20 protein-coding genes and 1 other RNA gene are annotated in these 21,951 nt (G+C 58.2%); 11 read left to right on the top strand and 10 right to left on the bottom strand.

Features of this window, described 5'->3' with window-relative positions:
- From ACIQ3A_RS08940 to ACIQ3A_RS08930, 3 genes are all read left to right on the top strand, one after another.
- On the top strand, positions 1-1,416 hold a 1,416-nt coding region (locus tag ACIQ3A_RS08940), incomplete at its 5' end, for an MBL fold metallo-hydrolase (protein ID WP_396431391.1).
- 28 nt (positions 1,417-1,444) lie between these two features.
- Positions 1,445-2,140: a S4 domain-containing protein gene (locus ACIQ3A_RS08935; protein WP_396431390.1), complete on the top strand. Its 696-nt coding sequence runs from the start codon at positions 1,445-1,447 to the stop codon at positions 2,138-2,140.
- 165 nt (positions 2,141-2,305) lie between these two features.
- Positions 2,306-2,827 (top strand): Rrf2 family transcriptional regulator, encoded by a 522-nt coding sequence (locus ACIQ3A_RS08930; protein ID WP_108406071.1) that lies wholly within the window; start codon positions 2,306-2,308, stop codon positions 2,825-2,827.
- Positions 2,828-2,915: 88 nt separating this feature from the next.
- On the opposite strand, the gene rnpB is transcribed toward ACIQ3A_RS08930, so the two are convergent.
- Positions 2,916-3,268: RNase P RNA component class A (gene rnpB / locus ACIQ3A_RS08925), an RNA gene on the bottom strand.
- A 102-nt stretch (positions 3,269-3,370) separates the two neighbouring features.
- On the opposite strand from rnpB, the gene cysK reads away from it, so the two are divergent.
- The gene (cysK, locus tag ACIQ3A_RS08920) at positions 3,371-4,288 is read left to right on the top strand and encodes a cysteine synthase A (RefSeq protein ID WP_396431389.1); all 918 of its coding nucleotides are present in this window, start codon (positions 3,371-3,373) and stop codon (positions 4,286-4,288) included.
- Positions 4,289-4,394: 106 nt separating this feature from the next.
- On the top strand, positions 4,395-6,230 hold the full coding sequence (locus ACIQ3A_RS08915) for an NAD(P)/FAD-dependent oxidoreductase (RefSeq protein WP_396431388.1): 1,836 nt from the start codon (positions 4,395-4,397) through the stop codon (positions 6,228-6,230).
- 2 nt (positions 6,231-6,232) lie between these two features.
- On the opposite strand, the gene ACIQ3A_RS08910 is transcribed toward ACIQ3A_RS08915, so the two are convergent.
- Entirely contained in the window at positions 6,233-6,814 is a 582-nt protein-coding gene (locus ACIQ3A_RS08910) for a hypothetical protein (protein WP_396431387.1), read from the bottom strand.
- A gap of 344 nt (positions 6,815-7,158) precedes the next feature.
- Here ACIQ3A_RS08910 and ACIQ3A_RS08905 point away from each other — a divergent pair, with 344 nt between their 5' ends.
- Complete coding sequence (locus tag ACIQ3A_RS08905; protein WP_396431386.1) at positions 7,159-7,821, top strand: Crp/Fnr family transcriptional regulator; 663 nt, start codon at positions 7,159-7,161, stop codon at positions 7,819-7,821.
- Between the two features lie 179 nt (positions 7,822-8,000).
- Positions 8,001-8,666 carry a Crp/Fnr family transcriptional regulator gene (locus tag ACIQ3A_RS08900; protein WP_396431385.1) on the top strand — a complete coding sequence of 222 codons (666 nt, stop codon included), beginning with the start codon at positions 8,001-8,003 and terminating at the stop codon, positions 8,664-8,666.
- On the opposite strand, the gene ACIQ3A_RS08895 is transcribed toward ACIQ3A_RS08900, so the two are convergent.
- The 4 genes from ACIQ3A_RS08895 to ACIQ3A_RS08880 form a co-directional block, all read right to left on the bottom strand.
- Entirely contained in the window at positions 8,663-9,307 is a 645-nt protein-coding gene (locus ACIQ3A_RS08895) for a LuxR C-terminal-related transcriptional regulator (RefSeq protein WP_396431384.1), read from the bottom strand. The genes ACIQ3A_RS08900 and ACIQ3A_RS08895 overlap by 4 nt on opposite strands.
- A 193-nt stretch (positions 9,308-9,500) precedes the next feature.
- Positions 9,501-9,794 carry a hypothetical protein gene (locus ACIQ3A_RS08890; protein ID WP_396431383.1) on the bottom strand — a complete coding sequence of 98 codons (294 nt, stop codon included), beginning with the start codon at positions 9,792-9,794 and terminating at the stop codon, positions 9,501-9,503.
- A 40-nt stretch (positions 9,795-9,834) separates the two neighbouring features.
- Positions 9,835-10,470, bottom strand: a complete 636-nt coding sequence (locus tag ACIQ3A_RS08885) for a response regulator (RefSeq protein WP_396431382.1) — start codon at positions 10,468-10,470, stop codon at positions 9,835-9,837.
- Between the two features lie 225 nt (positions 10,471-10,695).
- Positions 10,696-13,164 (bottom strand): Lon protease family protein, encoded by a 2,469-nt coding sequence (locus ACIQ3A_RS08880; protein ID WP_396431381.1) that lies wholly within the window; start codon positions 13,162-13,164, stop codon positions 10,696-10,698.
- A gap of 136 nt (positions 13,165-13,300) precedes the next feature.
- Here ACIQ3A_RS08880 and ACIQ3A_RS08875 point away from each other — a divergent pair, with 136 nt between their 5' ends.
- From ACIQ3A_RS08875 to ACIQ3A_RS08865, 3 genes are all read left to right on the top strand, one after another.
- Positions 13,301-13,564, top strand: a complete 264-nt coding sequence (locus ACIQ3A_RS08875) for a VF530 family DNA-binding protein (RefSeq protein ID WP_396431380.1) — start codon at positions 13,301-13,303, stop codon at positions 13,562-13,564.
- An 86-nt stretch (positions 13,565-13,650) separates the two neighbouring features.
- Positions 13,651-13,977: a hypothetical protein gene (locus tag ACIQ3A_RS08870; RefSeq protein ID WP_396431379.1), complete on the top strand. Its 327-nt coding sequence runs from the start codon at positions 13,651-13,653 to the stop codon at positions 13,975-13,977.
- The gene (locus tag ACIQ3A_RS08865; protein WP_396431378.1) at positions 13,977-14,360 is read left to right on the top strand and encodes a hypothetical protein; all 384 of its coding nucleotides are present in this window, start codon (positions 13,977-13,979) and stop codon (positions 14,358-14,360) included. Before ACIQ3A_RS08870 ends, ACIQ3A_RS08865 begins: the two co-directional genes overlap by 1 nt.
- Before the next feature lie 134 nt (positions 14,361-14,494).
- On the opposite strand, the gene mgtA is transcribed toward ACIQ3A_RS08865, so the two are convergent.
- The 3 genes from mgtA to glmS all read right to left on the bottom strand — a co-directional run bounded on the left by mgtA (position 14,495) and on the right by glmS (position 19,544).
- Positions 14,495-17,089: a magnesium-translocating P-type ATPase gene (mgtA, locus tag ACIQ3A_RS08860; RefSeq protein WP_396431377.1), complete on the bottom strand. Its 2,595-nt coding sequence runs from the start codon at positions 17,087-17,089 to the stop codon at positions 14,495-14,497.
- A 132-nt stretch (positions 17,090-17,221) separates the two neighbouring features.
- Positions 17,222-17,662 (bottom strand): SET domain-containing protein, encoded by a 441-nt coding sequence (locus ACIQ3A_RS08855; RefSeq protein WP_396431376.1) that lies wholly within the window; start codon positions 17,660-17,662, stop codon positions 17,222-17,224.
- Entirely contained in the window at positions 17,655-19,544 is a 1,890-nt protein-coding gene (glmS, locus tag ACIQ3A_RS08850) for a glutamine--fructose-6-phosphate transaminase (isomerizing) (protein ID WP_396431375.1), read from the bottom strand. The genes ACIQ3A_RS08855 and glmS overlap by 8 nt, the downstream gene beginning before the upstream one ends.
- Positions 19,545-19,690: 146 nt before the next feature.
- On the opposite strand from glmS, the gene ACIQ3A_RS08845 reads away from it, so the two are divergent.
- Complete coding sequence (locus ACIQ3A_RS08845; RefSeq protein ID WP_396431374.1) at positions 19,691-20,176, top strand: Lrp/AsnC family transcriptional regulator; 486 nt, start codon at positions 19,691-19,693, stop codon at positions 20,174-20,176.
- Between the two features lie 32 nt (positions 20,177-20,208).
- Here the strand turns inward: ACIQ3A_RS08845 and glmU are convergent, their stop codons facing one another.
- Positions 20,209-21,624: a bifunctional UDP-N-acetylglucosamine diphosphorylase/glucosamine-1-phosphate N-acetyltransferase GlmU gene (gene glmU, locus ACIQ3A_RS08840; RefSeq protein WP_396431373.1), complete on the bottom strand. Its 1,416-nt coding sequence runs from the start codon at positions 21,622-21,624 to the stop codon at positions 20,209-20,211.
- Between the last annotated feature and the right edge of the window lie 327 nt (positions 21,625-21,951).

Below are 21,951 nucleotides of genomic sequence, written 5' to 3'. Positions count from 1 at the left end.
GCGGCCATCCGTGAAAGCTTCGAAGAACTGGGCATTTTGTTCGCCCGCCACGCCGATGGGCGATGGGCCAACAACGCCGACATCGCCACCCTCAACCGCCAAGCTCCACCCGACACATCCTTCTTCGCCCAATGCCAACAGCAAGGTTTGACGCTGGCCGCCGACCAGGTCTTTGTACTGGCCCACTGGATCACAGACCGCGACCTGCCGCGCCGCTTTGACGTGCCCTTTCTGGTCGCCAGAATGCCCGATGGTCAAACCCCGGTGGCCGATGAGTCCGAGCAGTTCGAACCCGTCTGGGTGCGTCCGGCCGATGCTTTGGCACGCCATGCAAAAGGCGACTTCTTCATTGTTTTTCCGACCATCCGCACACTGCAGCGGCTGGCAGCCTTTGTCCAGGTGCACGAAGTGCTGCAAGCCTGCGCCGTGAACGACGAACCGCTCTGGACCAGCTGCCCTCGGGCGGGGTGGCTGGCGGGCAACGAGGCGCGCTACATGGAGCACGAGGCCCCTTTTGGCGAATTGGCCCTGGTCACCCCAGATGGACAAATTCACCACCACCTGGACTGGCAAACCGAGGGCCCCGTGCCCTTGCTTAAAAACGTGCAGCGCCTGACAGCCCCCAACCCGGGCGTGATGACGGGCCCCGGCACCAACAGCTATCTGGTGGGCGACCCGAACACCGGCTACATCGCCATCGACCCCGGCCCTGCCGATGCCGATCATCTGCAGCGGCTGTGGCGTGCAGCGGGCGGGCACATCCTCATGATCGTCTGCACCCATTCGCACCCCGACCATTCGCCGGGTGCCCAGCCCTTGCAAGCGCTGTGTACCCACAAGCCGCCCATACTGGGCCTGGCCTCCCGCCCCACAGCACGGGCCAACAGCCAGTTCGCGCCCGATCAAGAACTGGCAGACGGCGAAAAATTGGTCTTGCACGGCACAGGGGTGGCGGGCGATATCACCCACACGCTGCGTGTGGTGCATACCCCTGGCCATGCGGCCAACCATCTTTGCCTGGTGCTCGAAGAAGACGGCTTGCTTTTCTCGGGCGACCACGTGCTCAATGGCAGCACCACCGTGATCGACCCGCCCGATGGCCACATGGGCGACTACCTGGCCTCTTTGGACAAACTGGCCGCTGCTTGCGAAGCGGGCGGCATCGAGTTCATCTTGCCTGCCCACGGCCATGTGCTGGGCTTTGCGCACCAGGCCATTACCCAGTTGCGGGCGCATCGTCTTCGGCGAGAAGCCAAAATCGCTGCCGCCGTGCAGGCCATGCCCCAAGGCAGCTTGCAGGAATGGGTCGAGAAAGCCTATGACGACGTGCCACCACGCCTTTGGCCTGTGGCCGCCCGCTCGCTTCAAGCGCATGTGGACCACATCCGGGAACAAGCCCTGGCTTCAGCGCCTTGAGGCTTTTTGAGATATTTTGAAAGACTTGATGACCCCCTCTGAAGAAGGTATCCGCTTGGCCAAGCGCGTGGCGGCGGACCAAAATTGCTCTCGCCGTGAAGCCGAAGCCCTGATCGTGGCAGGTGGTGTGCGGGTGGCGGACAAAGTGGTCACCGACCCGGCCCGGCGCGTCAGGGACGAGCAGCCCGTCAACGTCAATCGCCTGGTGTCCATGGCTGCCCTGGCGCCCCTGACCCTGGTGCTTTTCAAGCCTGCCGACCTGCTTGCCAATCTGGCCTGGCTGCAAAACACCGTGGGTCTGAAGGCCCCCCGGCCGGGCATTTGGGGCGCTGAGCGGCTGGCCAAAATGCAACAACCCCTGCCCTTGCCCAAAGCGGCCAGTGGCTTGAGCATTTTTTCCGACGATGTGGGGGTGTTGCGCCACCTCGAAGACCGGCGCAGCCCGATGGAACAAGAATGGATGGCCACCCTTGGGGGGCCGGTGCCCGAGGGCCTGCTCAAAGCCCTGAGCGGACCGGGCTTGCGGGCCAGCATCAACCGACAGACCGACACCGTCACCGTGCTGCGCATTGCAGGCAAAGACATCGACGGTCTGGCGCTGGGCCAATGGCTCGACCAGCAATGCCCCCTGCAAGACCTGCGCCGCCAGCGCGTAGGCCGCCTGAGCCTGGCCCCGATGGCCTCAGGCGAATGGCGGCAGCTGGAAGGCTACGAACGCTTTTAGTTGATTTTCGACAAAAACACACCGGATTTACCCTTGAATTACAACGGGCAATACCCAGTTACCCATTCAGTCTGAGAAAATGACCCACCAGTCACAGCTGCAACAAGCAGTCAGTGACGAGGCAAAGCCCAACAGGGTTTTGTCCAACGCAGAAAGGAGCACACCATGCGTTTGAGCACCAAGAGCCGATTTGCCGTCACGGCCATGATTGACGTTGCACTGCGCGAAGACCGCGGGCCCGTTTCATTGGCCGCCATCAGCGTGCGCCACCAGATTTCGCTGTCCTATCTGGAACAGCTGTTCAGCAAATTGCGCCAACAAGGCCTGGTGGAAAGCACCCGTGGCCCCGGCGGCGGTTATTCCCTGTCGCGCAACGCCGAAAAAATCACCATGGCCGACATTGTGGGCGCGGTCGATGCGTCGTCAGACGAAGAAGCTGCCGCCGATGGTGGCTGGATGAACAGCGACCTGTGGGCCAGCCTGAACGAGAAAATGCTGACGCATCTGCAGTCCATCAGCTTGCGCCAACTGGTCGCTGAGCAACGCACCAAGGGCGTGACTGTCGAGCCAGCACCTCAGCCTGCCATCAAGCGCGGCGTGTTTGCCAAGCCCAAAAGCACCCTGAAGATCACCGCACCCAACTCGGTTTTTGCACTGGCCAACAGCCTGATGCCATCGCGCGGTTAACGCGCTGAAAAACCTGGCGATGGCTTGACCACCGCCCAAAAAAACCCGCTTCGGCGGGTTTTTTTGTTTGCGCGCACAGGCTTGAAAAGTGTGAAGCTCGCCGATAAGCCGGATTCTGTGCACAACGGTTGCCCGTTGTGTGACCGCCATTACTCTGGGCCGGGGGTCGCCCACCCGGCTCGATGCTACCTACCCGCCAACTCACCCCGCGGAACCACAGGGAGAAACAACGCGGCGAACCGCGTCACTTCAGGAAGGCCTACTTGGTATTGCTGCGCGTAGAGATTGCCCGTTTCACCCGCACTGAAGCGGCTCGTCTCTGTTGCTCTGATCCTCACCTCACGGTGGAGAGGCATTGCCTCCTACGCTGTCCTGTGCAGTCCGGACGTTCCTCCAGTGCACCCTTTCGGGTCTTGCACCAGCGACGGTCTGGCGAGCTTCACGGATCAATTATCACCTGCGTGCATAGGCTCATGCCGATAAAGGTCTGAACTTTCACGCACAATGTTTTTTAACCTCAAACTTTCAGCCTGGAGAAACGACATGAAAGCCCAGAACATCCTCGACACCATCGGCAACACGCCTCATGTGCGCATCAACCGCCTGTTTGGCGCAGGCGCCAACGTCTGGATCAAATCCGAGCGCAGCAACCCCGGGGGCTCCATCAAAGACCGCATTGCACTGGCCATGGTCGAAGCGGCTGAAAAATCCGGGGCACTCCAGCCTGGCGGCAGCATCATCGAACCCACCTCGGGCAACACCGGCATTGGTCTGGCGATGGTCGCGGCGGTCAAGGGTTACAAATTGGTTCTGGTCATGCCCGACAGCATGAGCATCGAACGTCGCCGCCTGATGCTGGCTTACGGCGCCAGCTTTGACCTGACACCGCGTGAAAAAGGCATGAAAGGTGCCATCGCCCGCGCTGAAGAACTGGTGGCCAGCACCCCCGGCTCGTGGATGCCCCAGCAGTTTGAAAACCCGGCCAACATCGAGGTCCATGTGCGCACCACGGCGCAAGAAATCCTGGCTGACTTTCCCGATGGCATCGACGCCCTGATCACCGGCGTGGGCACAGGCGGCCACCTGACGGGTGCGGCACGCGTGCTCAAAGCCAAGTTCCCCCAACTCAAGGTCTTTGCGGTCGAGCCGGCCGCTTCACCGGTGATCTCGGGCGGCGCACCCGCACCCCACCCCATCCAGGGCATTGGCGCTGGCTTTATTCCCAAAAACCTCGACACCAGTGTGCTGGACGGCGTGATTCAGGTCGATGCTGAAGCGGCCCGTGAATATGCCCGCCGCAGCGCCCGCGAAGAAGGCCTGTTGGTCGGCATTTCGTCGGGCGCCACACTGGCAGCCATTGCGCAAAAACTGACCGAATTGCCTGCAGGCGCCACCGTGCTTGGTTTCAATTACGACACAGGCGAGCGCTACCTGTCGATCGATGGCTTTTTGCCTGCCTGACAAGTTAAAGACAGGCATCCCCCCGAATGGTCAGCGCCAGGCACAAAACTGGCCAAAGCGATAATCACGGCTTCTTGCTTGATAACCACAAGCCACAGAGGTTTCCATGATCCGCATTTCAGAACTCAAACTCCCCCTTTCAGCACTTCCTGTTGAGGTGCGCCGGGCGGCAGACGCGCCGTCCGAAACCGATGAAGACCGTCTGCCCACGCCCCATCCTGAGCAGGCCTTGCGTCAACTTTCGGCACTTGCGCTGGGCCTTGCTGATGCCGATATCGACTCCCTGAATGTGTTCAAGCGCAGCTTCGATGCGCGCAAAGCCGAATTGCTCGCGGTGTACATCGTGGATATTTCGCTCAGCGATGTCCGGACCGAAGCGTCGTGTCTGGAAAAGTTCAAGTCCAACCCGCACATTCAAGCCACGCCCGACATGCGCTGGCATGCGCCCTGCCAGGCCCCCAAAGACTTTGGCACCCAGCAAGGCGAGCGTCCCGTGGTGGTGGGCTTTGGGCCTTGTGGCATGTTTGCGGCGCTGGCTTTGGCGCAAATGGGTTATCGACCCATCGTGCTGGAACGCGGCAAGCCAGTGCGCGAGCGCACCAAAGACACATGGGGCCTGTGGCGCAAGAAAGTGCTCAACCCCGAGAGCAATGTGCAGTTTGGCGAAGGCGGCGCTGGCACCTTTTCAGACGGCAAGCTCTACAGCCAGATCAAGGACCCGCGCCACCTGGGCCGCAAGGTGATGGACGAATTCGTCAAAGCCGGGGCGCCGGCCGACATTCTGTTTGCGGCGCACCCACACATCGGCACCTTCAAGCTGGTCAAGGTGGTGGAAAACATCCGTGAACAAATCATGGCGCTGGGCGGCGAGATTCGTTTTGAGCAACGCGTGAGCGATGTGTTGCTGTCGCCAGCCACGCAAGGCCATCGCTTGCTCGGTCTGCAAGTACAAGACCTGCGCACAGGTCAAAGCCAGACCGTGCACACGCGCCACGCGGTGCTGGCCTTGGGCCACAGCGCACGCGACACCTTTGTCATGCTGCACCGCCGTGGCGTGGCCATGCAGGCCAAGGCGTTTTCGATTGGCGTGCGCATTGAGCACCCCCAAAGCGTGATCGACCAGGCCCGATGGGGCCGCCACGCAGGTCACCCCTTGCTGGGTGCGGCCGACTACAAACTGGTGCACCATGCGCAAAACGGCCGGGCGGTGTACAGCTTTTGCATGTGCCCCGGCGGCACCGTGGTTGCCGCCACCAGCGAACCGGGCCGCGTGGTCACCAATGGCATGAGCCAATACTCACGCAACGAGCGCAATGCCAACGCAGGCATGGTGGTGGCCATTGACCCGCCCGACTTTCCGCTGGACACCGCCGACTGGCAAGCCGCCTTTGGCAAAGAAGACGGCGAACACATGGCGCAAGAGGCGCAGGCCCTTGCCCAACAACAGCCCCCTGCCACGCACCCTCTGGCGGGTATCGTGCTGCAACGCCAACTGGAAACGCGCGCCTTTGAAGTGGGCGGCAGCAACTACGAGGCGCCCGGTCAATTGGTGGGTGACTTTTTGGCGCAGCGCCCGTCCACTCAGTGGGGCAGCGTGCAGCCCTCTTACAAGCCCGGTGTAAAGCTGGTCGACCTGGCCGATGTGCTGCCCGACTACGCCATGGCGGCCATGCGAGAAGCCTTGCCGGTTTTTGGTCGCAAGATCAAGGGCTACGACATGGCCGATGCGGTGATGACCGGCGTGGAAACCCGCACCTCGTCGCCTCTTCGCATCCCACGTGGCGATGACCACCAAAGCACCAACACCCCAGGCCTTTACCCTGCCGGAGAAGGGGCCAGCTACGCTGGCGGCATTTTGTCTGCGGGGGTGGATGGCATCAAGGTGGCTGAATCCATGGCGCGGCAAATCGATGGCGCCATCAGGCCAGCTTCACCGCGCTGAATTCATGCATTGACCACTGCCATTTTTTGGTAGCAGGAGCAGGCCTGAGCTCTCAATAGACTGGGTGCTGTTGTGCGCAAACAGCCATTCTGTATTTCAAAGCCCCAATCGTGTGAGGGCTGTGAAATGCCATGCTGGCAAACGCCATGCTGCAATGGCGCCAACAACTGCCGAATGGCCAGCGGCAAGCTCGAAATATCGACCTTCAACTCGGCCTTGGAAGACTGCGCGATGCAGTGCAGCAACCAGCTGGCCAAACGCTGCTGCGCGGTGTGGTGTTGCACGCAAAAAGCCCATTCGGCCATTTGACCGATCAGGGCTTGCGTTGCGGCCATGCTGTAGCGCAGCCACTTGACATTACGCTTTGGATCATCGCGTGCCGCATTCCAGTCCATGCGGTAAGCCTGGCCCGCTGCCATCACATGGGCCTGCATGGACCTGCCTTGCACTTGCGGGGGCAGCACACAGCCATGTCGCCCCACAATGGCCCCCGCAGCCTGCGGCGAATTGACCGGGCTCAGGGTGATCAAGGCATCCACCGGAAAAAAAACCCAGCTGGCCAAACCCGTCGGATCATTGGGCATGGGGCCAAGCTGCAACTGAACGCGTGATAAGGTGAACGTAGGCCAAAGAGCGTCGTCCGCAAGCATCAAAGCGAGCAAAGAATTTTCGATATTTTGGTTGGCCAAATGCTTGCGCTCCAAACGTCTTTTTTGAGTGAGCCAACAGCCTGCAAATCTGCTGATTTTGAGATTTGTATTTTATGTACTTTAACGAACAAACAAGCAAGAGGGGTATGTGCTCAACTGGCGACACTTGCAACCTATACTGCGCGTGCTTTAAAAAAATGCACCGCCACGCTGACGCACCTTTTTCTCAGCACCCCTCCAAAAAACCCCTGCCATTCGGGTAACTTTAAGTGACGCTATTGACCAACGGGCTCGTCTTTCAACTCGCCAAGGAAGATCAAAGCCAACTGCAAAAAATTTGCAAACCGGCTCAACTGGTTGCAGGTCAAGTCTTGTGCGAACCCGTGCAGCATGAACCCCCCAAGGTCTACTTTTTGGCCGGTGCATGCGTGGCCCTGATGGTTGAAAACCAAACCAACACATTGGCCGTTGGCTTGGTCGGTTCCGAAGGGGTAATCGGTCTGGGTGCTGTGCTGGGAAGCGGTCGTGAACATCTGCGCTTTCGTGTGCAAACCAGTGGCACGGCATGGGTCGCAGAAAGTGCTGATCTGGCCCTTTTGTTGCACCAGCGGCCCGGCATGCTTTGGGTGATATCAGTACATCTTTGGCAATTGGCAGAACATGTTGCCACCCTGTCCGCATCGGTTCAATTTGACGACATCGTCACACGGCTTGCGTATTGGCTGGAGCTCTCCGCCGATCGAGCGCAAACTCAGCGCCTGCAATTAACGCACGAACAGCTGGCTCAAATGCTCGGCGTTCGACGCGTCAGCATCACATTGGCAGCAGGATCACTGAAAGAGCAAGGCCTCATCGCCTACCAACGAGGTGCTCTCGACATTCTGGACCTGCCTGGCCTGAGGAAAATGGCTGACCCAGAACGGCCCCAGCCTGCCATTTGATCGATTTAACGTTGAAACTATTTTTACTTTTTTAGCTGCCAATTGTTCTTTTTCGAACATAGAAATTGCCAAATTCTGATAAATTAAGTCTTAGCTGATTGAAATTAACAAGTATGCATATCGATTTCAATTCAAACAGACTCATTTCACTGTCGCCTGCCCCCACTCTCCTTGAATGGATGCCTCATTTCGAGCGTGTGGAATTTTTGCTGGGTCAACGGCTCTTCGATCCTAGCTATACACAAGAGCACCTGTATTTCCCCCTCACGGCCATCGTGTCCTGGATGAACACCCTGCAAAATGGGTCTTCAACCGAAGTCGCCATCACGGGCAGAGAGGGTATGGCTGGCATCTTTTTACTGATGGGCGCCACGCAGACGCAAAGCAATGCCTTCGTGCAAAAAGCCGGATCAGCCCTGCGTATCCGATTGAGTGTGGTGCAGGAAAGTTTCGACCAAAACACGGATGTGCAGAAAATTTTCCTCAGGTTCACGCGAACCGTGCTGACACAACTGGCTCAAAGCACAGTGTGCTACCGGCACCACTCGCTGGAACAGCAGCTTTGCCGCAAGCTCTTGCACACCCTGGACCGACAAGATAGTGAGATCATCCTGATGACGCACGAACTCTTGTCCCAAGCGCTGGGGGTTCGGCGCGAGGGCATCTCGCATGCAGCGTACCGCCTGATGAAAGAAAACATCATCAGTTACGCCCGTGGACGTATCCAGGTGATCAACCGACAAGCCCTGGCAAACCGATCTTGCGAGTGTTATGGCGTGATCTCCAAGGGGTTTCCTTTTTTCATAAACCCAATGAACGGCCCACCCTTCACGCCAGCAGACTAGACCGACACCATCTGGTTGCGAATCGCGTAGCGGGTCAAGTCGGCAACTTTGTGCAAGCCGATCTTGCGCATGATGTTACGGCGATGCACCTCCACTGTGCTGGGTGCAATTTGCAGGTTGCGGGCAATTTCCTTGGAAGAATACCCGTCAGCAATCAAGCGAAGCACCTGCTCTTCCCGGCCCCCCAGATGGCCCTTCAAGCTGACTTCACCAGACCTTGCCTTGCGCACGCTCTCCATCATTTCTGAGGCTGCGGCCTGGCACAAATACACACGCCCAGCAGCAGCGGCCCGAACCGCAGACATCAACTCATCGATGCTGCTGGTTGTCGAGACATAGGCCTTGGCACCCGCATCCAGAATTTCAATGATCGAATTGCGATCGGACTCGGTAGAAAAAGCCACCATGTTTTTGGCGGGTTGATGGTTTGCGATCTGGTGCATGAGCTGAAGGTCTTGTGAATCCTTGCCATGCATACCGATCAATATGACATCAGGGTGCAACGCATCACACAAAGCATCGGTCTGAAGACTGTTGTCCGATATGCCCACCACATCCATGTCTTGGTGTGTGCGCAAGACTGCAGCAATCCCTTCAGAGACCACTTTGTGTTTGGAAGAAAGCAAAACTCGAATTGACATGTCAACGCCTCCAGATATGGCTAAAACGGCCCTTTAATTAGCAAGTCAAACCATCAATTTGATTTGTCCTGCATTCCAGGCAAGGCTATTTTCATAACAGCTGGCCTTTGCAGTTTAAGCAATGCACCCAGTGATTGGCTGTGCGATAAAGCACAAACCAAGGAAGATCGCTCTCTGATTTTCAGCAGACCTATCACTGCAGCAACGAGCCGCCAGAGGAACCAGGCAGAGTTGGCGATGGCACATCTTTGCTGTTCATTTTTTCGCTGATGCTCAAGGCTTCTTTCAAATGCTCATGCGCATTGAAAGAGTGGTGTTTGGACAACTTGGCATGGTGCAATGCCGCCTTGAAAGCACCCGCCTCATGGTGCCTGGCGGCCTCCTTGTTGCGTTGGTACGCGTGCAGCAGTTCATCTGAAGCGCGGCGATAGTGATCGCCAATGTGTTCTGCGTAGGCTTTTTCAAGCACTTGATTTTCATGGGTCATGACAGCTCCTTATGGGTTTTTTTTGTGGTGTGCCCGGACTTCAAACCAGCCCGTGATCTTGCATATAACGCTGCAAAGACATGCGGCCAGGGCAATTAAGCTTTTGATAAATGTGATGCAGATGCAGCTTGGCTGTTCCCTCACTGATGAACAATTTGCTGGCAATTTTTTTGTTCGGCCAGCCTTCAGTCACCATGCGTGCCACGGTCATTTCACGTGGCGTCAACAAATGGGATGCGTTGGCATTTTTCTTTTTTTGCTCCAGTAAAAGGGACATGGTCTTGACGGAGAGATCACGATCCAGCCACTTACCCCCTTCATGCACCGACTTGATGCACCGAATCAGAACGTGCTTGGATTTTTCTTTGGAAACCAGGCCAGACACATCCAAGTCGAGCGCACGCATCACTTCGCCAATCGGTGCACCCGTGAAAACCACCGGGCGTGTCTGCAATTTCTGCGCCCTGATCTCTTCAAGAACAGACAGGCCACTTCGATTGGACAAAGACAAATCCATCACCAAAATATGCGGTTGGTGTTGATGCAGGGCCTGCAAAGCCTCATCACCATTTTTGACACAAGACTTCACCGCAAAATCTGGCGAGCCATGGAACACATGGGACAAGCCCTCCAACATCACCGGATACGGGTCGGCAAGCACAAGATCAATGGACATGAATTTCATCCTCTTCAAGGTTTTACTCAGGCGAAAAGAATGTTTCCAACAGGAAATACCTCGCCTGATCTTGGCATCCAGAATAGGGCACGGCGCCTTGCTTTGTGATCCCCTGAATTGCTGAGTCACGCTACGTTCAAACCAGTAAGCTCACAAAAACAGGTAATACAGACAGTGGTTTTTGCGTACCGAAAATACGGGCCCATGGCCACTGGTCGGCCTCCTTCAGCGCAACACTTTGTGCTTGATCGGCCGAATGGGTTTAGGCGTGCTAACAGGCTTGCTGCCCAGGTATTCGCAAGCATGGCGAAAGCGCTGCAGTGTTTTTTGTGCACGACCTAAAACGCTTTCAGGGGCGTACCCGTTGACACCCAATGTGCCAAAGCAGACGCCCGTCAAAAGCGCCATGCCCTCGCCGGCGGTATCCGCTACATGGATGTGAAACTTGCCTTCAGCAACCGCTTTAACCACCTCTTCACCGAGCATCAAATGCCTTTGGTTTCGACTGGGCATCAACACCCCTTGCTGGCCATCCAGGCCCAGGCTTTCACAACTTCGAAAGTAGCCTTCAATCTTTTCGTTGATGCCGCCGACAGGCAGCAACTCGCCATGCTGATTGACCGCCCCCGTCACGGCAAGGCCTTGCCGCAAGGGCAGATCCGACAAACTCGACAGCAGGGCAAAAAACTCGGCACAAGAAGCCGAGTCACCCTCCACCCCGCTGTATTCCTGCTCAAAAACCACCGCTGCATTCATGGCCAAAGGTGCAATGTGCGCAAACAAGGCTGATAAATAGCTGTGCAAGATCAGTACCCCTTTGTCATGAATGGGCCCCGACAACGCCACCTCGCGCTCGATGTTGAGAAGGCCTTCTTCACCGGCATAGGTAGAGGCCGTCACGCGCACCGGAAAGCCAAACCGGTAGTCGCCCAAATCCACCACAGTGAGCCCATTGATCTGCGCCACCTGCTCGCCCGTCACGACCAGCAGACGTTCACCATCGACAATGGTTTCCTGCAGCCTTTGCTCCAGGTAGTTGTGCCGGTACGTCCGCGCTTGTCTGGCCTTGCCCACGTCAGTGGCCTCCACTGTCGGGTTACCGCGTTGTTTGGCCAGCGTCGCACTTTCAATCACCAAGGCCTCAGCCCAAGCAAAGATCGCACTTTGGCGGTCTTGGTCATCTGCTGAGCGATGGGTCTCTTCGATCAAGGCTGCCACGGCTGAGGCCGAAAAATGCGGCAAGTTCATCTTGTTGCAGGTATGGCCTACAAAAATGGCAGTGGCATGGGCTGACTCGGGGGTGGCCGCAAAGCTCTCGGCAAAATCGACCTTGCAACGAAAGCGTCTGGCAAACTCTGGATCGGCTTCCTGCACGGCGTAGTACTCATCGGCCGACGCCACCAGAACAATCTTCACATCGACCTCCACCGCTTCAGGCTCCAGTGACACTGCGGCGATGGGGGCATACATCATGCCGGGCTCTTCAATCTGCAGACGGCCATTGCGCATGAAGCGGCGCAGTTTTTCCCAGACATGCGGATCGGCCAACAAATCGCGCAGGTGCAGCATGAGGAAGCCCCCATGCGCCTTGAGTAAACTGCCTGCACGGATCCGTGAAAAATCTGTCACCAACTCCCCGTTAACCGACTCGTATTCGATGCTGCCAAAAAGCGCCCTGAACAACGGGTTGTCCTCCAGAATGACCGGTGCGCCCTGCAGCGCCTGGTTGTCCACCACCAAGTTGACGCGAAACAGCGACAGCACAGCATCCAGTGCCTCCAGCCGGACTTCTTCTTCGTCACCGGGCTCGAACAACGCCACATTTTCAAGCACGCTGTGGTGGATTTGTTCCCAAAAAACACCCAGCTTGAGCTTGTCCAATACCGGCTGCTTGAGCCCATCCTGGATCAACAGGATTTCATGGTCCAGCAAGGGCTTGAGGGTCTGTCGTCGCAGGGCCGACAAGCCCTCATTCATCACCCGCTCCATGGCCCGCATTTTTTCCAGATAGCGGCTGATCTCACTTCGGAGGGACTCTTCTTTGACATCGATTTCGGCGCGTTGTTCGCGGCTCAAGGCCAAAGCCTTGCTCGCGGTCACAGGTTCGCCCTGGGCATCTTTCAAGGTGAACACCATGTGCCCCTGGTCACGCATCAAGGCAAAGTGGTGCGCCTCGGCATAGGCACTGAGGGCCAAGTACCCACGGTCCTCCTCGGTCTTGTAAGACGCCGAAATTCGCTGGCTTTCAGCCTTGAAGTCGTCTTGGCCCAAACGCTTTGGCACCTCGCTTTGCAGGCGCTTGGCCAACTGCTGCATCATCTGGCGCAGCACGCGCCCCTGACCCGCCATCAGGCGCAAAGCTTGGGGGCGTTCTGGTTCATCAAAGTTATGTACATAGCAAAGGTCTGGAGGAACCGGACGCTTTTCAGCCTGCATGTGCATCATCTGGCTGAGCAAGGTGGTGCGGCCACTGCCCACTTCACCCAAAACAAAAAGGTTGTAATCCGGCCCGGTCATGCCCATACCAAACAGCGCGGCTTGTTCAGCCCGCGCCTGGCCGATCCAGGGCAAAGGCTTGTGCAGCAACTCGGAAGTGTCCAAAAAATCCAATGAACTCGGCTCTACCGTTCGGCGCAACTGGGCTGCCTGCAGCTCAACCAGCTTGCCTGTTGCCAAGGCAAAGGCAGGGTCCATGTCAAATGCCTCCAAGTGTTGCAAACGGTCAGGGCAGATGCCATCGGTGCAGCATCCAATGGTCTAAATTTACCCCTGAGTTTCGGGATTTTCGGTGCGCTGCATCACCTTGTGCAAATCAATGGACAATGCAGACATGTCACCCTCAACCCCTGATCCCCAGCAAGCACGAAACCCCCTTCATGGCCTGACCCTGGAGGCCATCGTCACCCATTTGGCCGACCATTACGGCTGGGCTGATTTGGGTGTCCGCATTCCGATTCGCTGTTTCACGCACGACCCCAGCGTGGGGTCCAGCCTGAAATTTCTCAGAAAAACCCCTTGGGCCCGCGACAAGGTGGAAAGTCTTTACCTGTTCATGCTGCGCGACCAAAAACGGCAACTGCGTTCAGACACCTGAAGTCGGGTGCGCCAGACAACAGACGCCGCCCTCGTTCGAATTTAAGGTGGAGGCCTTTATTTCATCCACCCTTGAAGCGAGTTCACATGACTGACCCTCAAACATCCCCCGAGAAACTGGTTGCTGCGACTGCTGGCATTTCGGCCAGCCTGCAAGAGGCTGCACACGAAGCCAAACCTGCTTTTGAACGTTTGGCAGATCGCCTGTCCGAGAGCATCAGCGACATGGCACACCACAGCCGAGATGCTGCAGTCGAAGCCCAAAAATTGCTGCAGCAAAAAACGCACAAAGTCAGCTCTACGGCCGAGCACTACATCCATTGCGCCCCGTTCAAGTCTGTGTTGATTGCCGCCGGTGTGGGCGCCGTTGCCGCCACCCTCGTGAGCTGGTTGATGCGTGCACGCCCCCATTGATGTCCAGGCTGCTGCTCAAGCTTTTTCTGCTGCCCCCGGACTTGCTCAAAATGCACGTTCATGGCTATGCCGATTTGGCCTCGGAGGAATGGGGACGCCAAGTCTGTCTCTGGAAAACACGCCTGCTCATCTACGCCATCGGCACGGTGAGTGGGGGCCTTGGTGTCCTTTTGGCAGGCGTTTCCTTGCTGCTGTGGAGTGCTTTGCCCGCGATCGATGAGCACAGTGCCTGGGTCATGTGGTTTTTGCCTGGGGTGCTTTGCCTGTTCTCACTGGCTTGCTGGGCTTGGGCCAGCCGCATCAAGCTGTCGCCTTCTTTTGGGAAACTCAAAGCCCAAATCAAGCTGGACATGCTGGCTTTGCGCCAAAGCCAAAACCCATGAGCACACCACTGACTGCCGAGCAACGTCTGGAGGTGTCGCGCGCCCAATGCCTGAAAGCTTTGCGCCAGCCTGCATGGCTGCTGTTGGCCCAACGTGTGTGCGTCCAGGTTGAGCCCAAACCAGGCGATCATCCCTCACAAAACATGGCCGCCGAGCTGGTGGGTCGTTGCATAGAATCGTTTCTTGACCAGCTCAACAACGCCCACGTAAGCCAGCGTCAAGACGACCATGCCCAGCATCAGCGGCCAGGGTAAGGGCACAAAACCAAAGACCGCGCTGAAGGGCAAATAAGGCAAGGTCAGCGCCACCATGAGCACGGCCAGGGTGCTCAATAACAGCAGCCTGGCTGGGCGGCTTTGGTAAAACGGACGCCGTGTTCGGACCACCAGGGCAATGACCAATTCGGTCATGAGCGACTCGACGAACCAGCCCGTCTGAAACTCTTGCGGTGCCGCCTCAAAAATCCACAACAACGCCCCAAAGGTCAAAAAGTCAAAGGCCGAACTGAGCAAACCAAAAACCACCATGTAATTGCGGATGAACAGGGTGTCCCAATGCCGGGGTTTGGCCACCCACTCCGGGTCCACCCGGTCTCCGGCAATGCTGGCAGCGGGGATGTCTGACAAAAAGTTGTTGAGCAAAATCTGAGACGCCAGCATCGGTAAAAAAGGCAAAAATACAGAGGCCACAGCCATGCTCACCATGTTCCCGAAATTGGCGCTGATGGTGGTCAGGATGTATTTCAGGGTGTTGGCAAATGTCACGCGCCCCTCGTCAATGCCTTGGCTCAAGATGTCCAGATCCTTGCGAAGCAACACAAAGTCAGAGGCATCCTTGGCCACGTCCACAGCGGTATCGACCGAGATGCCCACATCGGCAGCATGCAGCGCCAGCGCATCGTTGATGCCATCCCCCATGTAACCCACTACGTGACCTGTTTTTTGCAAGGCCAGAATGATGCGCTCTTTCTGATTCGGATCCACTTCGGCAAAGACGACGGTTTGTTTCACGGCGTGCATGAGCGCGTCATCGGCCATGTCATTGAGTTCGCGGCCAGTCATGACATGCCCCTCTGACAGGCCAAGCACTTGCGCCAAATGCCACGCCACTTGGCGGTTGTCACCCGTGATGACCTTGAGCTGAACGCCGCGTTGCGCCAAATTTCCCAGGGTTTGGCGCACATCGGTTTTGGGCGGGTCCATGAACAGCAAGAAGCCGTCCAGATTCAAACCCGACTCATCCTCGCGCACGTAAGGCTCGGTGCGCTCATCCATCGGCTTAGATGCCAAGCCGAGGACTCGGTAGCCCTGTGCACTCCAGCCCTCCAGCAAGGCCACCAGGCTGGCCCGCCCGGCGGCGTCCAGCGGAACGCCGCTTTCCCCCTGGGTGATGCACAGCGCCAGCACTTTTTCAAAGGCCCCTTTGGTGATCAAGGTGCACCGGCCAGGCGCTTCGGTGACTACGACCGACAAACACTTGCGTACAAAGTCGTAGGGGATTTCATCCACCTTGCTGACCGCAGAAATGTCCACCTGCGCGTTGCGGGCGGCCATGCCGATGGCATCGTCCAGCGCATTGGACAAACCCGACTGGAAATGTGCGTTGATTGCCGCAAGCCGAAGCACCTTGGCAGACGCGATGCCCTGGGTGTCCAAAGCGCCATCGAGTCCCACCACACCTGCGGTCAATGTGCCTGTTTTGTCGGTGCACAGCACGTCCATGGCGCCCAGGTTTTCAATCGCATTCAGGCGGCGCACGATGACCCCCAGTTTGGCCATGCGGTTGGCCCCGTGCGACAAGGTGATGCTGACAATGGCGGGCAGCAACTCAGGGGTCAGGCCCACCGCCAAGGCCAACGCAAAGAGCAAGGAGTCAATTGGGGGTTTTTCCAAAAAAACATTGATCGCCAAAACAAGCACGACCATCACCAGCATGACGCGGGTCAACAAATATCCGAAGCGGTGAACGCCCCGCTCAAATTCCGTCATGGGCGGGCGCAAGGCCAACTTGAGCGCGATCTGGCCAAACACCGTGGCCTTTCCCGTTTTCACCAACAAGACGCGTGCTGTGCCACTGCTGACACTGGTGCCCATGAATACGCAGTTGCTGCGTTCGCTCAAACTGGCGTTGTCTGCCACGACCCCCGGTTTTTTCTCCACTGGGAAAGTCTCACCCGTGAGCACCGCCTGGTTGATGAAAAAATCTTTGGCCTCCAACACAACGCCATCGGCAGGTATCAAGCTGCCTGCAGACAGTGCCACCACGTCACCCGGCACCACCAAGTCGGAAGGGATTGGCCTGAATCGCCCATCGCGCAAGACACTGGAATGGATTTTGACCTTGGCGCGCAGCTTCTTGATCGCGTTGCTGGCCACGTACTCCTGGGTGAAACCCAGCAAGGTGCTGCCCAGCACAATGGCCAACACCACCCCGGCATCCACCCATTCGGCAGCGAACATGGAGATGACCGATGCCACCATCAAGATCAGCACCAAGGGGTTTTTGAACTGGCTGATCAACAAGCCCCAAAATGTGTCGCCTGCCGTGGCATCGAGCACGTTGGCGCCCATCTTTCGACGCCTGGCCCGGGCTGTTTTCTGGGTGAGTCCCTCCACGCTGGAATCCAGCGTCTGGGTCAAATCTTTTGAAGCCTGACTCCAGTAAGCCCCCATGTCGGGCTGAGAAGGTGCGCCTGTAGGGGCGACATGTTTGGCATGAAAGGGGAACACGGCTTTTCCTTGAAGCCATTCACGCAGAAGCGGATCGCGCGAACGAGGCGTGTCCGATCATGCGCAATGCGGGTGGCGTGCGCCGTGACTTAGGTCAAGTTGGGTGTCAGGTCTGCGCCGATGGGCCCTGATTTAGTCTGCAGCCAGCATCGTGCCCCGGCATTTTTTGGCGCCGCAGCGGCAGGCATAACGGGCCTTGAGTGCCTCGGTCATCGGCTCGTCGCTGAATAAGCCATAGTCAAATGTCAGCTCTTCGCCCCTGTAAACCTGTCTGCGGGTATTGATGAAAATTCGGCCTTGCACTTCATCGGGTGCGCAATTGGGACGGCACGAATGGTTGATCCATTTAGAGTCGTTGCCGCCATACAGCGCATCAATCACCCGGCCATCGTCCAGGTGAAAATAAAACGTGTGGTCGGGGTTGAGGCGGTCGTGCGGATGTCGGCGAATGGCCTCGGCCATGGTGATGACCTCGCCCACGTATTCAATGACCCTTTCACCCGCCGCCATGTGACGCGTGGCGAACACGCCCTTGCCGTGCACGCGCGATGACAGGACTTCGAAGTCACTCAACGGTCACGCTCTTCGCCAAATTCCTCGGCTTGTCCACATCCGTCCCCCGCGCACAAGCCGTGTGATAGCTCAACAACTGCAAGGGCACCACGTGCAGGATGGGTGAGAGCACACCGTAATGCTCGGGCATGCGGATCACGTTGACGCCTTCGCTGCTTTCGATCTTCGTATCGCCGTCGGCCAGCACATACAACACGCCACCACGGGCGCGCACTTCTTGCATATTGCTCTTGAGTTTTTCCAGCAGTTGGTCGTTGGGGGCCACGGTCACCACCGGCATGGCGCTGGTCACCAGGGCCAACGGGCCGTGTTTCAGTTCGCCTGCAGCATAGGCTTCGGCGTGGATGTAGGTGATTTCCTTGAGCTTGAGCGCGCCTTCCAAGGCAATGGGGTAGTGCGTGCCGCGGCCTAAAAACAGGGCGTTTTCCTTGCTGGCAAATTCTTGTGCCCAGCTGATGATTTGCGGCTCCAAAGCCAGCACGGCTTGCAGCGCAGCGGGCAGGTGGCGCATGTCCTTGATGTGCATGGCCTCTTCTTCGTCCGACAGGCGGCCTTTGGTCTGCGCCAGCGCCAGCGTGAGCAAAAACAAACCCGCCAGCTGCGTGGTGAAGGCCTTGGTCGATGCCACGCCGATCTCGGTCCCGGCGCGGGTCACATAGGCCAGCTTGCATTCGCGCACCATGGCGCTGGTGGAGACGTTGCAAATGGTCAGGGTGTTCGTCATGCCCAGGCTTTGCGCGTGGCGCAGTGCAGCCAGCGTGTCAGCGGTCTCGCCGCTTTGGGTGATGGTGACGATCAAGGTGTTGGGGTTGGGCACCGATTCGCGGTAGCGGTATTCGCTGGCGATCTCGACCTGGCAGGGCACTTTGGCGATGGCTTCGATCCAGTACTTGGCCACGCAGCCGCTGTAGTAGCTGGTGCCGCAGGCCAAGATCAAGACATTGTCGATGCCTTTGAAGACGGCATATGCGCCGTCGCCAAACAGTTCAGGCGTGATGCCTTCGACGCCTTCCAGCGTGTCGGCAATGGCGCGCGGCTGCTCGAAAATTTCCTTTTGCATGTAATGACGGTAAGGGCCCAACTCGGCTGCGCCACTGTGTGCGTGCACGGTCTTGACGGCACGGGTCACGGCCTTGTGGTCACGGTCCACCACCCAGTATTTGCCCAGCTGGATGTCGACCACATCACCCTCTTCCAGGTACAAGATCTGGTCGGTCACACCGGCCAGCGCCATCGCGTCACTGGCCAAAAATGTTTCACCCTGGCCAACGCCCAAAATGAGGGGCGAGCCGGCGCGGGCGCCAATCACGCGCTGCGGCTCGTCCTTGTGAAATACCGCGATGGCATACGCGCCGTGTAACTGGCGAATGGCGGTCTTGACAGCATCAAAAATATCACCGTCGTACACGCTGTCCACCAGATGGGCGATGACCTCGGTGTCGGTCTGGCTCAAGAAAACGTAGCCCTTGGCTTGCAAAGCAGCGCGCAGTTCTTCGTGGTTCTCGATGATGCCGTTGTGCACCAAGGCGACACGCCCTGGCCTGTCGGGGGCGCCTGCCAAATCAGCGCCAGGCTGAGCAAGGGCGGGTCCATGGCTGAAGTGCGGGTGCGCGTTGTGCACCGCAGGCACACCGTGCGTGGCCCAGCGGGTGTGCGCGATGCCGGTGCCGCCTTCGATGTGATCGGCCGTGACCTGGTCCATCAGTTCGGCCACACGGGAGGTGCTGCGGGCGCGTTGCAGGCCACCCTTTCCGCCGTTCAGGCTGGCCGAATGCACGGCCACGCCGCAGGAGTCATAGCCCCGGTATTCGAGCCGCTGCAGGCCCTGCACGAGGATGGGAACGATGTTGCGGGAAGAAACGGCGCCGACGATGCCACACATGGTGATGCTCCTGATGAGGTGTTGTCCATAAACTGTGGCGATGTTAGGCTTTGCCTTGTAAAATTTCAGATCAATCTATTCTATAAATTGATGTTTTATTTCACAATTCAACATGACTGAAATTAAATTTCATTAAAATACTTCTCATGGAATTAAATAAACTCGATGCCATCGACATGCAGTTGCTGGACAGTCTGCAACACGACGCCAGCCTGAGCAATGTGGCTTTGGCCGACAAGGTGAATGTGTCGCCCCCCACTTGCCTCAGGCGCGTCAAGCGTCTGGCCGATGGGGGCTGGATCGAGCGGCAAATTGCCGTGCTGAACGCTGACCAACTGGGGACCAGCCTGGGCCATGGCCTGAGCGCTTTGGTGGAGGTGTCGCTGGACAAACAAGGCGCCGAGCACCTGGACACGTTTGAGGCCCGTGCCGTGGCACACACTGCGGTGCAGCAATGCTGGCGTGTCTCACCGGGGCCAGACTTCATGCTGGTGGTGCAGGCCCACGACATGCCGCATTACCTGGCGATCAGTCAGGCCCTGTTCACTCAAGATGCCAATGTGCGAAATGTGAAAGCGTTTTTTGCCACCAAGCGGGCCAAGTTCACCACGACCTGGCCCCTTTCCAAGTAGGGGCAGGGGCGCCGCTTCACGCAGTGCTGAGCCTATTTTTTCTTGCTGGGCCGAGCCCAGTTGGCGATGCTGATTTGCTTGCCCCGCGCCACGCTCAAAGCGCCAGGCTCGGTGCTCTTGGTGATGGTTGAGCCGCCGCCCACGGTGCCACCTGCGCCAATGGTGACCGGGGCCACCAGCACGCAGTTGCTGCCAATGTGCACGTCGGCTTGGATGATGGTTTGGTGCTTGTTGGCACCATCGTAGTTGGCCGTGATGCTGCCTGCGCCATAGTTCACGCGTTCGCCCACGGTGGCGTCGCCCAGATAGGCCAGGTGGTTGGCTTTGGCGCCCTTGGCCAGGGTGGAATTTTTGACCTCCACAAAGTTGCCAATGTGCACCTCAGCGCCCAATTGGGCGCCAGGGCGCAGGCGGGCAAACGGACCGACCAAGGCGCCCTCGCCCACGCTGACGCCCAGCTTTTCGCCGTCGATGTGGGTGAAGGGGTGGATCACGGCGCCCGCCGCAATGGCGCAATTGGCAATCACGCAGTTCGCGCCAATCTTCACGCCTTCGCCCAATTCAACACGGCCTTCAAAAATGCAGTTCACATCGATTTCGACGTCTTGTGCGCAATCGAGATGGCCGCGCAGATCGAAGCGAGCCGGGTCTTTCAGGCGCACGCCTTGTTCCATCAGGCGATGGGCTTGGCGCAGTTGGTGGGCACGCTCCAGTTCGGCCAATTGCACCGGGCTGTTGATGCCGGCCACCTGCAATGGGTCATCAATCTTGTGCGCCACCACGGACACACCATCGGCCACAGCCAGTTTCACCACATCGGTCAGGTAGTACTCGCCTTGCACATTCTGGTTGTCGATGCGGGCCAGCCAGTTTTTGAGCCGCTTTGCAGGCACCGCCATGATGCCGCTGTAGACCTCCTGGATCTGGCGCTGGGCGTCAGTGGCGTCTTTGTGCTCAACGATGGCTTGTACCTTTTGGCCATCGCCACCCCCACCCCGGACGATGCGGCCATAGCCGGTGGGGTCGGCGAAGTCGATGGTCAAAAGCGCCAAATGTTGGCCGCCGCACTGGGCAATCAGGGCTTGCAAGGTGTCGGCCTGGGTCAGGGGCACGTCACCCGACAAAATGACCACCACCCCGTCGTCAGCCAAGGCGGGCACGGCCTGCTGCACGGCGTGGCCTGTGCCCAACTGCGGCTCTTGTCGCACGCACCGCACGGCCAGCGCCTGGCCCGGGGCCAGCAAAACCGGCTCGACCTGGTCGGCACCATGACCGGTGATGACCACCGCCGAACGGGCGTTGAGTTGCGCGGCCGTGTTCAAGACATGCTGCACCAATGGCACACCCGCCAGGCGCTGCAACACTTTGGGCCATCGGCTTTTCATGCGCGTGCCTTTGCCAGCGGCCATCACGACGACATCAACGGGAAACGGGTGACTCATACTCATGGGCGTCTTTCTAAAGCGCGCTGCTGATCGGCGCAGCACACAGGCTTCGATTATCGCCAGACTGGGCACCGGTCCTGCCGTGCTTGAGCCCCATCGAAAGAAGGGCTTCACAATGCATGGACAATTGTTAAAGTTGATGTTCCCTGTCTTCACTTGAAGCCAGTCACTTGCCACCACCTTGCGGAGCCTTGAATGAGATCACCCCTTTGGACTGCAGCCATGCTCGGCATGACTTGTTTGATGGCTGGGTGTGGGTGTGGGGGTGGGGGTGGGGGTGGGGGTGGGGGTGGGGGTGGGGGTGGGGGTGGGGGTGGGGGTGGGGGTGGG

The sequence above is a fragment of the Limnohabitans sp. genome (genome assembly GCF_044361985.1).
Lineage (GTDB): Bacteria > Pseudomonadota > Gammaproteobacteria > Burkholderiales > Burkholderiaceae_C > Limnohabitans_A.
Note: the sequence above shows the minus strand (reverse complement) of the source record. Positions and strands in the feature narration are given on the sequence as shown.

What these genes read in the sequence shown, in the direction of transcription:
- ACIQ3A_RS08935 (WP_396431390.1), top strand. Translation starts at nt 1,445, where the DNA reads ATGACCCCCTCTGAAGAAGGTATCCGCTTGGCCAAGCGCGTGGCGGCG.
- ACIQ3A_RS08930 (WP_108406071.1), top strand. Translation starts at nt 2,306, where the DNA reads ATGCGTTTGAGCACCAAGAGCCGATTTGCCGTCACGGCCATGATTGAC.
- cysK (WP_396431389.1), top strand. Translation starts at nt 3,371, where the DNA reads ATGAAAGCCCAGAACATCCTCGACACCATCGGCAACACGCCTCATGTG.
- ACIQ3A_RS08915 (WP_396431388.1), top strand. Translation starts at nt 4,395, where the DNA reads ATGATCCGCATTTCAGAACTCAAACTCCCCCTTTCAGCACTTCCTGTT.
- ACIQ3A_RS08910 (WP_396431387.1), bottom strand. Translation starts at nt 6,814, where the DNA reads ATGCCCAATGATCCGACGGGTTTGGCCAGCTGGGTTTTTTTTCCGGTG.
- ACIQ3A_RS08900 (WP_396431385.1), top strand. Translation starts at nt 8,001, where the DNA reads ATGCCTCATTTCGAGCGTGTGGAATTTTTGCTGGGTCAACGGCTCTTC.
- ACIQ3A_RS08895 (WP_396431384.1), bottom strand. Translation starts at nt 9,307, where the DNA reads ATGTCAATTCGAGTTTTGCTTTCTTCCAAACACAAAGTGGTCTCTGAA.
- ACIQ3A_RS08890 (WP_396431383.1), bottom strand. Translation starts at nt 9,794, where the DNA reads ATGACCCATGAAAATCAAGTGCTTGAAAAAGCCTACGCAGAACACATT.
- ACIQ3A_RS08885 (WP_396431382.1), bottom strand. Translation starts at nt 10,470, where the DNA reads ATGTCCATTGATCTTGTGCTTGCCGACCCGTATCCGGTGATGTTGGAG.
- ACIQ3A_RS08880 (WP_396431381.1), bottom strand. Translation starts at nt 13,164, where the DNA reads ATGGACCCTGCCTTTGCCTTGGCAACAGGCAAGCTGGTTGAGCTGCAG.
- ACIQ3A_RS08875 (WP_396431380.1), top strand. Translation starts at nt 13,301, where the DNA reads ATGTCACCCTCAACCCCTGATCCCCAGCAAGCACGAAACCCCCTTCAT.
- ACIQ3A_RS08870 (WP_396431379.1), top strand. Translation starts at nt 13,651, where the DNA reads ATGACTGACCCTCAAACATCCCCCGAGAAACTGGTTGCTGCGACTGCT.
- ACIQ3A_RS08865 (WP_396431378.1), top strand. Translation starts at nt 13,977, where the DNA reads ATGTCCAGGCTGCTGCTCAAGCTTTTTCTGCTGCCCCCGGACTTGCTC.
- glmS (WP_396431375.1), bottom strand. Translation starts at nt 19,544, where the DNA reads ATGTGTGGCATCGTCGGCGCCGTTTCTTCCCGCAACATCGTTCCCATC.
- ACIQ3A_RS08845 (WP_396431374.1), top strand. Translation starts at nt 19,691, where the DNA reads ATGGAATTAAATAAACTCGATGCCATCGACATGCAGTTGCTGGACAGT.
- glmU (WP_396431373.1), bottom strand. Translation starts at nt 21,624, where the DNA reads ATGAGTATGAGTCACCCGTTTCCCGTTGATGTCGTCGTGATGGCCGCT.